At 54.0% G+C, this 13,745-nt stretch carries 11 protein-coding genes; all 11 read left to right on the plus strand.

Annotated elements, in window-relative coordinates; all coding sequences use genetic code 11:
* Window positions 1-59: 59 nt before the first annotated feature.
* The 11 genes from QY332_12425 to QY332_12475 all read left to right on the plus strand — a co-directional run bounded on the left by QY332_12425 (window position 60) and on the right by QY332_12475 (window position 13,738).
* Entirely contained in the window at window positions 60-569 is a 510-nt protein-coding gene (locus QY332_12425; protein WKZ34418.1) for a GNAT family N-acetyltransferase, read from the plus strand.
* A 169-nt stretch (window positions 570-738) separates the two neighbouring features.
* Window positions 739-999: a cytochrome b5 domain-containing protein gene (locus QY332_12430; protein WKZ34419.1), complete on the plus strand. Its 261-nt coding sequence runs from the start codon at window positions 739-741 to the stop codon at window positions 997-999.
* Window positions 1,000-1,014: 15 nt separating this feature from the next.
* Window positions 1,015-2,733, plus strand: coding sequence for an alpha-glucosidase (locus tag QY332_12435; GenBank protein WKZ34420.1), 1,719 nt, complete (start codon window positions 1,015-1,017; stop codon window positions 2,731-2,733).
* Window positions 2,730-3,002, plus strand: a complete 273-nt coding sequence (locus tag QY332_12440) for a hypothetical protein (protein ID WKZ34421.1) — start codon at window positions 2,730-2,732, stop codon at window positions 3,000-3,002. The genes QY332_12435 and QY332_12440 overlap by 4 nt, the downstream gene beginning before the upstream one ends.
* Window positions 2,977-3,750, plus strand: a complete 774-nt coding sequence (gene fdhD / locus QY332_12445) for a formate dehydrogenase accessory sulfurtransferase FdhD (GenBank protein ID WKZ34422.1) — start codon at window positions 2,977-2,979, stop codon at window positions 3,748-3,750. Before QY332_12440 ends, fdhD begins: the two co-directional genes overlap by 26 nt.
* Before the next feature lie 150 nt (window positions 3,751-3,900).
* Window positions 3,901-5,613: an NADH-ubiquinone oxidoreductase-F iron-sulfur binding region domain-containing protein gene (locus QY332_12450; GenBank protein ID WKZ34423.1), complete on the plus strand. Its 1,713-nt coding sequence runs from the start codon at window positions 3,901-3,903 to the stop codon at window positions 5,611-5,613.
* A gap of 32 nt (window positions 5,614-5,645) precedes the next feature.
* A complete protein-coding gene (gene fdhF, locus QY332_12455) occupies window positions 5,646-8,417 on the plus strand; it encodes a formate dehydrogenase subunit alpha (protein WKZ34424.1) in 2,772 nt (923 codons plus the stop codon).
* 72 nt (window positions 8,418-8,489) lie between these two features.
* The gene (locus tag QY332_12460; GenBank protein WKZ34425.1) at window positions 8,490-8,936 is read left to right on the plus strand and encodes a CBS domain-containing protein; all 447 of its coding nucleotides are present in this window, start codon (window positions 8,490-8,492) and stop codon (window positions 8,934-8,936) included.
* Window positions 8,937-9,016: 80 nt separating this feature from the next.
* Window positions 9,017-10,603, plus strand: a complete 1,587-nt coding sequence (locus QY332_12465) for a LysM peptidoglycan-binding domain-containing protein (protein ID WKZ34426.1) — start codon at window positions 9,017-9,019, stop codon at window positions 10,601-10,603.
* Window positions 10,604-10,674: 71 nt separating this feature from the next.
* Complete coding sequence (locus QY332_12470) at window positions 10,675-12,249, plus strand: peptidoglycan DD-metalloendopeptidase family protein (protein WKZ34427.1); 1,575 nt, start codon at window positions 10,675-10,677, stop codon at window positions 12,247-12,249.
* A 193-nt stretch (window positions 12,250-12,442) separates the two neighbouring features.
* Window positions 12,443-13,738 (plus strand): peptidoglycan DD-metalloendopeptidase family protein, encoded by a 1,296-nt coding sequence (locus QY332_12475; GenBank protein WKZ34428.1) that lies wholly within the window; start codon window positions 12,443-12,445, stop codon window positions 13,736-13,738.
* Window positions 13,739-13,745 lie beyond the last annotated feature (7 nt).

The raw sequence follows: 13,745 nt of genomic DNA on the forward strand, positions 1-13,745 counted from the left end.
GGGTTATTTCGGGATAATGCTTCTATTAAGACCCGCCTTGCACGGGTATAATCCGCCGCATGAAAATACTGGAAACCGGGCGCCTGCTCATCCGCCAACTCACCGTCGAAGATGCTGACTTTATCCTGGAATTACTGAACAACCCATCCTTTATTCAAAGCATTGGGGACAGAAACGTCCGCACAACCGAAGCTGCCCAGGCCTATGTTCTTAACGGACCCGCCGCCAGTTATGCCAGGAACGGTTTTGGTCTCAGCCTTGTCATTCGCATGGAGACGGGCGAATCCATCGGCATATGCGGCTTGAGCAAACGCGACGAACTTGACGATGTGGATATCGGCTACGCCTTCCTGCCGCGCTACTGGTCAAAGGGATATGCCGTTGAGGCGGCGCTCGGGATGAAAGCATACGCAAAGGATAGAATCGGGTTGGAAAGGCTGGTCGCCATCGTCGACCCCGCAAACGGAAGTTCGGTCCGCGTGCTGGAAAAGATCGGAATGAGTTGTGAGAAAACGATTAAATTATCGGCAGGTGACATTGATTTGAAATTATTTTCCATCGAGTTATAACCCCCAGATTGGATATATCCCGCATCCTCACCAAGACCATCCCGCTAGATGCAGATCAATGCCGAGCTGGATGCGCTGGAACAACTCGGCAGTGACGTACGCACCGTCATCGTCCCCGCCTCAGGCTGACCCCGCTGCCTGATTCTATTTCAACGATATAATCCCCTCCATGAGGATTCCAGAAAGGCTCATTTCCCTGTCAGAATTGAAGCGCAGCACGGGCGAGCGCGGCACACGAAAGTTCATCGCCTATAACGGCATCGTTTATGATGTGACCGGCTGCCCCAAATGGCGGCTGGATATGCATGAATGGCTGCATTTCCCCGGGCAGGACCTGACCAGTGAGCTCCCCGAAGCGCCGCACAGGGAAGAAGTTTTCAAGCATAATTGCGTGAAGATCGTTGGCAGGCTGGAGTCCAACGTCTCCTGAGTTTGGGAGGAACTTATGACAAATTTCAAATGGTGGCAGACCGCTGTTTTTTATCAGATCTATCCGCGTTCGTTCGCTGATGGCAATAACGACGGCATCGGCGATTTCAAAGGCGCGGCCGAGAAACTAGATTATCTTGCATCGCTCGGCGTGGACGCGCTGTGGCTCTCGCCGCATTTCCCCTCTCCCAACTGGGATTGCGGATATGACATTTCGGATTACTGCAACGTCGCGCCTGAATATGGAACAATGCAGGATTTCAACCACTTCCTGTTCGAGTCGCATAAAAGGAACATACGCCTCATTCTGGACCTGGTGCTGAATCACACTTCGGACGAACATCCCTGGTTCATCGAATCCAAATCCAGCCGTGACAATCCCAAAGCCGATTGGTACGTCTGGGTGGACACACCGCCCAACAACTGGCAATCCTGCTTCGACGGCGACGCGTGGACCTATGTCCCTAAGCGGGATCAGTATTACTATCATTACTTTATGAAGCAGCAGCCTGACCTGAACTGGCACAACCCCGAAGTGAAACAAGCCATGTGGGACGCCGTCCGCTTCTGGCTCGACCTCGGCGTGGATGGCTTCCGCCTCGATGCCATCGGCACCATCTTCGAAGACCCGAAACTTGCTCCGCACAACGTCCCGATGAATTTGGCAGAACTGCGCCGCTTCTCCGAACTGGTGCAAACGCCCAAAGAGAAGAAACTGCGCGATAAATACTGGCACGATATGTTCAAACATCAGTGGGGACAGCCAGGCGTACATGACTTGATGAAGGAACTCCGTGCCATTCTCGATGAATACGACGGCGACCGTATGTTGGTCGGTGAAGATGACAATATTGATTACATGGGGAATGGAAATGACGAACTGCACCTCGTCTTCAACTTCCCGTTGATGCGAACAGAACGGATCACACCTGGGCATGTCCGCAAGAATCAAAAGGAAAGGCTGAAAAGATTGGACGATCTGTCCGCGAAAAAAGGCTGGCCATGCAACACCTTGGGAAATCATGATTGTTCCCGCCTATACACCCGCTTCGGGAACAAATTCCACGGAGCGGAACTTGCCCGCCTGCATGCCGCCCTTGTGTTGACCTTGAAAGGCACACCTTTTCTATATTACGGTGAAGAGATCGGTATGACCGACTATATACTGACCGATATTTCACAGGTCAGGGATACAATGGGGTCATGGTATTACCATACCATCGTCACAGAAATGGGCATCCATCCAGAGGAAGCCATGCTCCGCACCGCCGAAATGACGCGCGATAAGAACCGCACGCCGATGCAATGGTCGAACCAAGCCAACGGCGGGTTCTCTCCCGCAGGCGTGGAGCCGTGGCTGCCCGTCAACCCAAATTACCAGAATGGCATCAATGTTTTTGATCAGGAGAAGAATCCCAGTTCCCTGCTCAAGTACTACAAACACCTTTTGCATGTCCGCAAATCGTCCATTGCCCTGCAAACGGGAGAGTACATTCCGCTGCACCCAAACGCAAAGGAGTATTTCGCCCTCCTGCGCCAAGCCGGCGGACAGATGGTTTTGGTTGTATTGAATTTCTCCGAGAACTTGCTCGAACTGGATTTTTCCAAAACAAAGGAGATCAAAAAGTGCAATCTAAGCCTGCTGTTCTCCAGTGCGGAGCGCCGCGGCGGCGAGATAGCTCTGCAGTTCAAGGTCGCTCCATTTGAAGTATTCATCGCGGAAGTGACTCCATGAGCGAAGATCTGACAAAGCCCAAGGCCTTCGCCACCCTGTGCGGACGCATCTTCCGCGATGCGGACCCGCAATATTTCCCCTCCGCCCAACATCGCGGGAAAACCATCCGCCTGTGTACGGACGCCTGTCTCGGCGCATTCCTTGCCGACCCGTCCATATTCTGCAAGGCTCATCAAAATTCGAAAAAAACCGCAACACAAGTAAAAACCGAAATGGAAAGTCTTACTGGTATCTGGAGAGAAAATGATTCTTTCAAGCAAAGCAATTGAATATCATAGATATGAATTCAGAAAATGGGAGCACCACAATGCTGAAACCATCGTCGAGACGCCTGTATCTCTGACCGTGAACGGCAAGGAATGGATCACGTTCATGTGCACGCCCATCCATTTGGAAGAACTGGCGGTGGGGTTTTTATATAACGAAGGCATCATCCAAAGCATGGATCAGGTGGCGGACGTCCGTTTATGTGAGCATGGCGATAACGTGGATGTGTGGTTAAACCAGGATGCCGAACAGCCGACAAACTGGCGTAGGACATCGGGCTGTACGGGCGGTGTGACTGCGGTTGACCTGCTCGCGAAGCCGAATGTCAATCTTGGGGAAAACAGGCTCAAGGTCCAGCCTGAAGCGATCATGGAGATGGTGGAGAAGTTGTTCGAGTCACAGGAACTGTACCGCGACACGGGCGGCGTCCACACTTCTGCGTTGAGCGACGGCGAAAAAGTCGTCCTCGCCGCGGACGACATCGGCAGGCATAACACGCTGGATAAGATCGCAGGCATGTGCCTGATGCAAAATGTTTTTCCCGAAAACCGCATCCTTATCACCACGGGGCGCATCAGTTCCGAGATGCTGCAAAAAGCAGCGCAACTCAACGCGCCCATTTTAATCTCTCGTACCTCCCCCTCGTCGCTTTCCATCGAGATGGCGGAGCGATACGGCATCACGCTGATCGGCTACGCTAGAAAACACCGCTTCAATGTGTATTCCAATCCGCAGCGGGTCGGTTTGTAAATCTCGATGAGCGGCTTAACCGCCGCTTTTTTTGTTATAATTATTTGTGAAATATGTCACTATATAAAGGGATAAATGTCGCGTTGGGTAGTGAGAAAAGAAACTTACCAAATACGGCAGGACAAGGAATAATTTCAATGGAGCAAAAGCATGACCAACAAACATATCATCCACAAACTGATCTCGCCCGAAATACAGGAATTTGCGGACAAACACGGTGGCAGCCGCGAAACCGCGCTGGAGGTGCTGAAGGACATCCAAACGCATCACTCCACGCTTACGCCTGACACTGTCGCCGATGCCGCCCGCGCGCTGAAACTTCCTCCCCATCATCTGTATGGCATGGCGACATTTTATTCCATGCTTTCATTTGAACAACGCAAAAAAGTCTTGCGCGTGTGTGATGGTCCCGTGTGCTGGCTTAAAAGAGCGTCGGTGGAAGAATGGTTGCCTGCGGTCGATGGTCAATGGTCAGTAGAACGCACCTCCTGCCTGGGCTTGTGCGACCGCGCGCCTGCGGTTCTGGTGGATGACGAACAGGCGGGTCCTGTGGAAGCCAGAGACGCAAAGAAAGTCTGCGAAGGCTGGCGCGGCGTGCCGACGGATTTCAGCAAAGCCCGCAAAGGTGAAGTCCGTGTGATGACAACCCTGATCGGAAAGATCGACCCAGACTCGGTTGACGACGCACTGGCAAACGGCGTGTACGACGGATTGAAAAAAGCGCTTCAAACCGACCCCAAAGCGGTTCTTTCCGAAGTGGAATCCTCCGGCTTGCAGGGACGCGGCGGCGCGGGCTTCCCCGTCGGGCGGAAGTGGCGCTTCGTCGCTTCCGAAAAGCGGACTCCGCGCTACATCATCTGCAACGCGGATGAATCCGAGCCGCTGATCTTCAAAGACCGCGTGCTGATGGATACGAATCCGCATCAGTTGCTCGAAGGCATGACGATAGCAGGATACGCCTGCGGCGGGTCCGAAGCGTGGATCTACATCCGCGGGGAATATGAATATCAGGCTCGGCGGCTGGAAAATGCAATCCAACAGTCAAGGGCAAAAAATCTTTTAGGTGAAAATATTTTAGGCAGCGGTTTCTCGTTCGACATCCACGTCCATCGCGGCGCAGGGGCGTATATCTGCGGCGAAGAGACGGCGTTGATCGAATCGCTCGAAGGCAAACGCGGCGAACCGAGACTGCGTCCGCCGTATCCGCCCACCTATGGCTTCCGCGGACAGCCGACCGCGGTAAATAATGTCGAATCATTTTGTGCCGTCCCGCATATCATCAAGAATGGCGCGGGATGGTGGAATTCGCTTTCCACCGATACAACCCCCGGAACGAAGATGTACATGGTGTTGGGGCACGTAAAAAATCCCGGCTTGTTCGAAGCCCCGTTCGGCTTGACCCTGCACCAGATCATCGAGGAATTTGGCGGCGGAATGACCAAAGGATCGAATTTCAAATTCGCTTTGTGCGGCGGCGCGGCAGGGATGATCGCAGATGAATCCATGCTGGACGTGCCAATCGACTTTTCGTCGGGGCAAAATGGAATTTCACTCGGCGCAGGCTCCTTCCTGATCTGCGACCAAAGCATCTCTCTCGTTGCGATGCTGAGAGAATTACTGCACTTCTTCGCAGTCGAGTCCTGCGGAAAATGCACGCCCTGCCGTGTCGGCACGTGGCGCTCGCTTGAAATTCTGGACTGCATGACGGCTGGTAAAGGTCAAAAGGGAGATGTGGACGAATTGAAGGCGCTCGCAGACTTGATGCAAGTCTCTTCGTTCTGCGGGTTGGGACAGAGCGTGGGCATCCCAATGAAGTCCGCGCTGGCGCTTTTTGAAGCGGAGTTCACCGAAAGCAATTCGTAATTCGCAGGTTATGGATCAAAACGAGGCAATCAATGACAGTGAATATAAAAATTAACGGAAAAGAAATCCAGGCAAAAGCAGGCAAAACGATCCTGCAAATTGCCGGGGATCATGGCATTCGCATCCCGACCCTGTGCTATCACAAGGATCTGAACCCGACAGGCAACTGCCGCATGTGCGTGGTGGACGTCAAAGGCTGGCGCATATCCCCTGCCGCATGTGTCACCCCCGTCTGGGATGGCATGGAGATCGAAACCGACAGCGAAAGGGTGATGAAAGACCGCAAGTTGACGCTCGAACTCATGCTTGCCAATCATCCGCAGGATTGCCTGACCTGTGACGTGGCGGGAGAATGTGAACTGCAAGACCTGGCGTACGAATACAAAGCCGAGGTCCCTGCCTGGGGCGCGAAGGGGACACGCTATCCCATGGACAGCGACCCCAACCCCTTCATCCGAGTGGACATGAACAAGTGTATCCTGTGCCGCAGGTGCGAATCAGCGTGTGCAGAAATTCAAGTCCGTGATGTGTGGGGCGTGGCAAAACGCGGCTTTGACGAAGTCATGGTGGCGGGCGCGGGCGTGAACATGCTCGAAGCGCGCTGCGAGTCGTGCGGTCAATGCGTGGCGTACTGCCCAACGGGAGCATTATCCAACAAGATGAATTACGGCGTCGCGCGTGCGCATCAAGTGGAGAAAGCCACCACGACCTGCCCGTACTGCGGTGTGGGCTGTCAGTTCGACTTATTGGTGAAAGATAACAAAGTCATCGGCGTTCATTCGAACCCGAAGGCACCCGTGAATGGCATGGCATTGTGCGTAAAAGGCCGCTACGGCTACGACTTCATTCATCATCCTGACCGCCTCGCGAAACCGAAGGTCAGGCGCTATCTATTGGAAGGGAAGAAGAAAAAAACAAAAGGCAAAGCATGGGACTGGGTCGAAACCGAATGGGACAAGGCTCTCGACATCGTCGCGGATAAATTCGCGGAGAGCCGCTCGAAATTCGGCGCGGACACCACGGGCTTCCTTGCTTCGGCAAAATGCCTGAACGAAGAAAATTATTTGATGAACAAACTGGCGCGGCAGGTCATAGGAACGAATAACATCGACCACTGCGCCCGTCTCTGACACTCCAGCACGGTAGCCGGTCTGGCTGCCTCCTTCGGTTCGGGCGCGATGTCCAACAGCATGGACGATGTCGCCAAACATGCACAAGCCTTCTTCATCATCGGTTCCAACACCACCGAACAGCATCCCGTTTTCGGCACGATGCTCCGCCGCGCGGTGAGATTCCGCGGCGCGAAACTGGTCGTGGCTGACCCGCGCAAAATTGACATTACCGAATTTGCGACACTGCATCTCCGTCACCGCCCCGGCACGGATATCGCCCTGTTGAACGGATTGATGTATATCATCCTTGAAAAAGGCTGGCAGGACAAAGCTTTCATCGAAGAACGCACGGAAAACTTCGACGAGTTCAAAGCCACGGTGATGCAATACCCGCCTGACAAGGTTGTGGAAATCACCCGCGTCCCCATCGAAAAACTGTACGAAGCGGCGGAAATTCTCGCCTCCTCCAAGCCGATGGCTGTTATTTGGGCGATGGGCATTACCCAACACATCGTCGGTGTGCGCAACGTGATGGACCTCGCCAACTTGCAAATGCTGCTTGGCAACATGGGCAAGGCGGGCGGCGGCGTGAATCCCCTGCGCGGACAGAACAACGTGCAAGGCGCATGTGACATGGGCGCCCTGCCGAACGTATACCCGGCATACCAGCCCGTCACCAGCGAGGAAGCGCGCGAGAAATTCCAGAAGACATGGGGCGCGACAACGGAAGCCAAGGTCGGCATGACGGTGACCGAGATGATCCCCGGCATTCTGAACGGCAAGATCCACGCGCTGTACATCCTCGGCGAGGACCCGGTCATGTCGGACCCGGACACGAACCACATCCGTAAATGCCTGTCTGCGGTGGACTTCCTCGTCTTGCAGGAGATCTTCCCCTCGGAGACGGCTGTCTACGCGGACGTGATGCTGCCCGGCGCGTCGTTCGCCGAGAAGACGGGCACGTTCACCAACACCGAGCGCCGCGTGCAGATGGTGCGCCAAGCCATCGAGCCGCTGGGCGACTCGAAACCCGACTGGTGGATCCTCTCGGAGGTGGCAAAACGCCTGATGGACCGAATCAGTGACCGGGTCCAGAAAGAGGCGCCGCATGCGTCATGGAATTACACATCCACAGCCGAGATCATGTCCGAGATCAACGCGGTCACCCCATCCTATGGCGGCATCACGCACGCAAGGCTGGAAGCGGGCGAACGCCTGCAATGGCCCTGCCTGAACGCGGAACATCCCGGCACGCCGATCCTGCATACCAAACAGTTCACACGCGGATTGGGCAAGTTCATGCCGATTGATCATGTGCCGCCCGCGGAACGCCCCGACGACGAGTACCCGATGGTGATGAACACCGGACGCGTGTTGTATCACTGGCACGGCGGACAGATGACACGCCGCTCGGAGGGCATCATGCAGGTGTACGGCGAGGCTCTGGTGGAGGTCAACCCGGACGATGCGGAGAAGATCGGCATCAACGGCAAGACGCACGTGCGCGTGACATCGCGGCGCGGGAGCATCGAAGCGAAAGCCTGGGTTACAGACCGCGTACCGCCGGGCATGGTGTATGCGAACTTCCATTTCCCTGAGGCTTCAGCCAATGAATTAACACACGCCTCACTTGACCCTGTCTCGAAAATTCCGTCCTACAAGATCACAGCAGTCAAGGTGGAGTTAGTATAATTAACCCAAGGCGGCGATGAAGCCATCAGGCCGCCTTGAGGACTTTGTATAAAACCAAAGGAGATGTGAACCATGACAACTGTCCGTAAATTACTTGAGTCAAAGGATACTGCAACCAATTTCTCTGTCGAATCCACAGATACGGTCCTGCAAGCGCTAAAAGTGATGGCGGAGGCCCACATTGGAGCAATATTGGTGACAGAGAAAGGAAAGATCGTCGGCATTTACACCGAGCGGGATTATCTATACAAAGGCGAACTTGAAGGGCGCTCTGCAAAGGAAACACAAATCAAGGATGTGATGGTGCCCAAAATGATTACAGTCACCAACGACACGACGGTGGATCAGTGCATGGCGCTGATGAAACAGTACCGGATTCGCCACCTGCCCGTCGTGGAGAACGACCAGCTCGTCGGCCTGATTTCGATGCGCGATGCAATGATAGCTGCCATCGAAAACAGGGAAAGCGAGATCCGCGGGCTCGAAAATTACATCATGGGCTCCGGCTTCCAATCCTAGACACTACAAATGACCTGCAAGAGGCACCGCTCAACAAAGCGCGTGTCTCTTTTTTTTATACTGCTGGTAAAATCTCATCCATGTATTTTCACAGAGACTTCTACGCTGCAATCCTGTTAATTAGCCTGCTTTCCTCATGCGCGCCGGCGGTGGAAACACCAATAATCTTCCCGACCTATGACCCCTTTTTACCGCTTCAGGAAGAGCCTGCAGGACAGCCTGCCGCCGCTAACACAAGTTCCCCCCTGGCTCCCACCGCCACACGGCCGTCAACTCCGACCCGTGTGGCGCTTACCGTATCGCCACTGGCAGCCGGACCGGGCGGGCAAATCCTAAATACACCCACGCCGGATACGCTCCGCATCCTTCCAACCCCTCGCCAGCAGGCGGATGAATATGAGGTGCAGGCAGGGGATACGCTTGGCCTGATAGCAGAGAGATATGGCATCAGTGTTCAGGCATTGATGCAAGCCAACAACATCGGCGATCCTAACTTATTAAGCGTGGGTACGCTGCTGAAAATACCAGTCCCCAATCCGGTCAGTGCAGGGACATCCTTCAAGATCATTCCCGACTCTGAAATGGTGCATGGTCCCGCAAGTGTTTATTTCGATGTAATGGATTTTACAGAAAGCCAGAATGGCTATCTCGAGAATTATACCCAGGATGTGAACGGCATACTATTATCAGGCAGTGAGGTGATCACAACTGTTGCACAGAATTATTCTGTCAATCCGCGGTTGTTAGTAGCATTGCTTGAGTATCAAAGCGGATGGGTGACCAATCCCACACCATTCAACACATCCTATCCGATGGGCCTGGCAGACGAAAGCCGCCTCGGTTTATACCGTCAACTGGCATGGGCGGCGGACACGTTGAACCGCGGCTATTATCTTTGGAGGGCAAATGCCCTCGCAACCTGGGTCATGAGCGATGGACAGATTGTCCCCATTGACCCAACCATCAACGCCGGCACTGCCGCAGTCCAATACTTCTTTTCAGAACTCGGCGACCTGCCTACATGGCAGCAGGATGTAAGCGGCACCGGGGTTTTCCTTACGTACTACGTCCTATTTGGCAATCCCTTCACCTATGCAATCGAGCCGCTTGTCTCGCCATCCATTACGCAGCCCGCCTTGAACCTTCCCTTTAACAAAGGGGAAGCATGGTATTTCACCGGCGGACCGCATGGGGGCTGGGATTCGGGTTCTGCGTGGGCGGCGCTAGATTTCGCCCCTCCCAACGGCGAAGGCAGCTGTGCCGCGTCTGCCAGGTGGGTCACCGCTCTGGGAGACGGTCTGGTCATTCGCGCATCCAACGGCGCAGTGATACAAGACCTCGATAATGACGGCTACGAACAAACCGGCTGGGTGATCTTTTACATGCATATTGCGGAACAAGACCGCGCAAAACCGGGTGAATATCTGTTTGCCGGAGACCAAGTAGGGCATCCGTCGTGCGAAGGCGGAGTTTCAAATGCCACGCATGTGCATATCGCCCGCAAATACAACGGCGAGTGGATCGCCGCCGACGGCCTCATCCCCTTCAACCTAGACGGCTGGATCTCCAGCGGCAGCGGGAGCGAATATAACGGCTTCCTCACGCGCGGGTCAACCCGCATTGAAGCGTGGGACAGCGCCAATGAGTTCAACCTGATTACCCGCTAATTCATCCACGCTTAATCTATGCGGATATAATTCAATCACGTATGCATCGCACCCTCGTAGTATTTACGATAATGTCCCTGACATTATCAGCCTGCAGATCGTCGGCTTCGATCTGGGGCGTTCATCAAACTCCCACTCCGGTTTCGTCAAATCTGATCCCGCCTTTTTTCGACCCCTTTACTATTCAAGACAACCCGATCGTTTTCCCAACCACAACACCTCCACCCTTCAGCATCGTCGATACACCCACTACGGATGGCATCACCCCAATCATCGAACCTACCTACACGCCTTCCTACGACTCGGCCCCTTTCCTTTATTATGCGCAAAGCGGGGACATGCTGTCTGCGGTGGCAAACCGCTTTGGGGTAAAAGAGACCGAGATCACATCCGATGCAGACTTGACCAAAACCACGCTGATTGAACCCGGCACACTGCTCATCATCCCAAATACCATCAACGAGCCAACCACGCCAAATATACAGATCATGCCGGATGCTGAGATTATTTATTCCGTCACCGCCATAGACTTTGACATTGAAAAATATGTCGAAGAGCAGGGCGGCTATCTGGGTACATACAGGGAGTATCTTGGCTCGACCGGCTGGATAGAGGGGCATGCCGCCATTGACAGGCTTGCAACCGAAAATTCAATCAATCCACGGCTGATCCTGGGGCTTCTTGAGTTCGAAAGCCGCTGGGTGCGCGGGCGGCCGGTTGACCTGCTTCACACGGATTTTCCAATGGGGTTCAATGACTATCGCTACAAAGGCATGTCCGTACAAATGCTCTGGGCGATCAACACAATGTCCATTGCGTACTACGGATGGCGTGCAGGCACAATCACCCACCTTGAATTTCCCGACGGAACAAAACTGCGCATTGACCCACACTTGAACGCCGGAACAGTAGCCATCCAGTATTTATTTTCAAAACTGCACAGCCAATCACAATGGGCGCAGATTATCAATCCAGAATCTGGTTTTCCAGCCATGTACGAGGATATGTTCGGAGACCCATGGGCACGCGCAGATGAAGCCAGTCCGCTCTTTCCTGCCACCTTAAACCAGCCGCCACTCGTTCTTCCATTTGAGCCCGGCGTCCAATGGAGTTTTACAGGCGGACCGCACAACGGATGGGGACAGATTAATCCCAATATTTACGGGCAGGCGCATAGTGTATTTTCCGCCATAGATTTTGCCCCCGCTGCAGCCAAGAGCGGATGTGTCCCCACCACAACCTGGGTGCTGGCTGCAGCGCCCGGCCTGGTGGTACGTTCGGGCAATGGTGTTGTGATGGTCGACCTGGATGGTGACGGCTTTGAACAAACCGGCTGGAACCTGCTCTACCTGCACATCGCCGACAAGAACCGCGTCCCTGCCGGAACCTGGCTTGAGACAAATGACCGCATCGGTCATGCCTCCTGCGAGGGGGGCATATCCACCGGCACGCACCTTCACTTTGCAAGGAAATATAATGGTGAGTGGGTTACCGCTGATGGTCCCATTCCGTTTGTTTTGAGCGGCTGGCGCGTCGTTGCCGGTGAAGCCGCCTACAAAGGAAAACTTGTCCGCGGTGACGAGGTTATCACCGCAGATCTGCTCAGCCAGTATTGGTCCCATATCACCCGTGAAAAAGATGAATAAAAAAGAAAAAACAATTAAAACCTTTTTTTCAGCAACCCTTTGTGCTGTTTTTTCTATCACATCGTGCAGCATCCAATCTTCCACCGTAAACCCATTCGGCACGCCTGAGCCGGGGCAGTTCGGAGATGCTCAGGATTTCGCTTTTAACCAAACCCCATTGCCAACCCGATCTGTATTCAAACCCGGAGAACTTGTGGACTATACAGCGCAGACAGGCGATGCCCTGCCCGTGCTCGCATTGCGATTCAACACCACAGTGGGCGAAATATTGGCCGCTAATCCGCAAATCCCGCGTGATGCCACCACCATGCCGCCCGGCATGCCCATGAAAATCCCCATATATTACCTTGCGCTCTGGGCAAGCCCATTACAGATCATTCCCGACCACGCCTTTGTCAACGGACCTACGAATACAGGGTTCAATACTGCTGCGTTCGTCCAGTCGAATCCCGGCTGGTTAAAGAATTATCGCGTATACGCCAGCGGTAAATGGCGCAGCGGGGCAGAAATGGTGGACTATGTCGCCACCAATTACAGCATCAGTCCACGCCTGTTGCTGGCGATTCTTGAATACCAGGGCGGTGCACTTTCGAATCCTGAATTGCCGTCAAGAAGAAGCCTGCTTGGGCTTTCGCGCACTTTTTGGGAAACTCCCTATCTGCAGCTCGTTCTTGCCGCAAACATCCTCAATAACGGATACTACGGCTGGAGAATCGGAAAATTGCTCGAATTTGAAAACGCCGACAATATTTTGATCAGACCCGACCCATGGCAGAACGCGGCGTCCGTTGCGCTTCAATACTATTACTCAAGGGTTTTCACGGGAGATGAGTACACGCTCTCCACCGGACCGAACGGCCTGCTTCAGACCTACGCAAGCCTATTTGGCAACCCCTGGGATAACCCCTTTACGCTCATCCCCGGCAGCCTGCAACAGCCGGAATTCATGCTTCCGTTCCAATACAACCAGATCTGGTCGTACACCGGCGGACCCCACACAGGTTGGGGTACCGGCGAACCTCTTGCTGCAATAGACCTTGCCCCGCCCAGCGAAGATTCAGGCTGCACAAGCGTCCCGCCGGAAAATTACGTCACCGCAATGGCGGATGGTTTGGTTGTACGCTCCGGTACAGACGGACTTGCTCTTGATCTCGACATGGATGGAAACGAACGTACAGGCTGGGTCATCTTTTATCTGCATCTCGCATCAGAACAACGCGCCCCGCTTGGCACGGAATTAAAAGCCGGGGACAAGATCGGCTATCCATCCTGCGAAGGTGGACATTCGACGGGCACGCACGTCCACATTGCGCGCAAGTACAATGGCGAATGGATGGTTGCAGACAGTGCCATCCCATTTACAATGAACGGTTGGGTCGTACAGAATGGAAACCGCGAATATCTTGGCACTCTCAAAAAAGGGAATGCCGTCGCCAGGGCTTGTGATTGCGGAGACGCTTTGACGGCCATACGCGGAAGTTATCCATAAAAAATCT

This window comes from Anaerolineales bacterium (assembly GCA_030583885.1).
GTDB lineage: Bacteria > Chloroflexota > Anaerolineae > Anaerolineales > Villigracilaceae > Villigracilis.

What these genes read in the sequence shown, in the direction of transcription:
- QY332_12425 (WKZ34418.1), top strand. Translation starts at nt 60, where the DNA reads ATGAAAATACTGGAAACCGGGCGCCTGCTCATCCGCCAACTCACCGTC.
- QY332_12430 (WKZ34419.1), top strand. Translation starts at nt 739, where the DNA reads ATGAGGATTCCAGAAAGGCTCATTTCCCTGTCAGAATTGAAGCGCAGC.
- QY332_12435 (WKZ34420.1), top strand. Translation starts at nt 1,015, where the DNA reads ATGACAAATTTCAAATGGTGGCAGACCGCTGTTTTTTATCAGATCTAT.
- QY332_12440 (WKZ34421.1), top strand. Translation starts at nt 2,730, where the DNA reads ATGAGCGAAGATCTGACAAAGCCCAAGGCCTTCGCCACCCTGTGCGGA.
- fdhD (WKZ34422.1), top strand. Translation starts at nt 2,977, where the DNA reads ATGATTCTTTCAAGCAAAGCAATTGAATATCATAGATATGAATTCAGA.
- QY332_12450 (WKZ34423.1), top strand. Translation starts at nt 3,901, where the DNA reads ATGACCAACAAACATATCATCCACAAACTGATCTCGCCCGAAATACAG.
- QY332_12460 (WKZ34425.1), top strand. Translation starts at nt 8,490, where the DNA reads ATGACAACTGTCCGTAAATTACTTGAGTCAAAGGATACTGCAACCAAT.
- QY332_12465 (WKZ34426.1), top strand. Translation starts at nt 9,017, where the DNA reads ATGTATTTTCACAGAGACTTCTACGCTGCAATCCTGTTAATTAGCCTG.
- QY332_12470 (WKZ34427.1), top strand. Translation starts at nt 10,675, where the DNA reads ATGTCCCTGACATTATCAGCCTGCAGATCGTCGGCTTCGATCTGGGGC.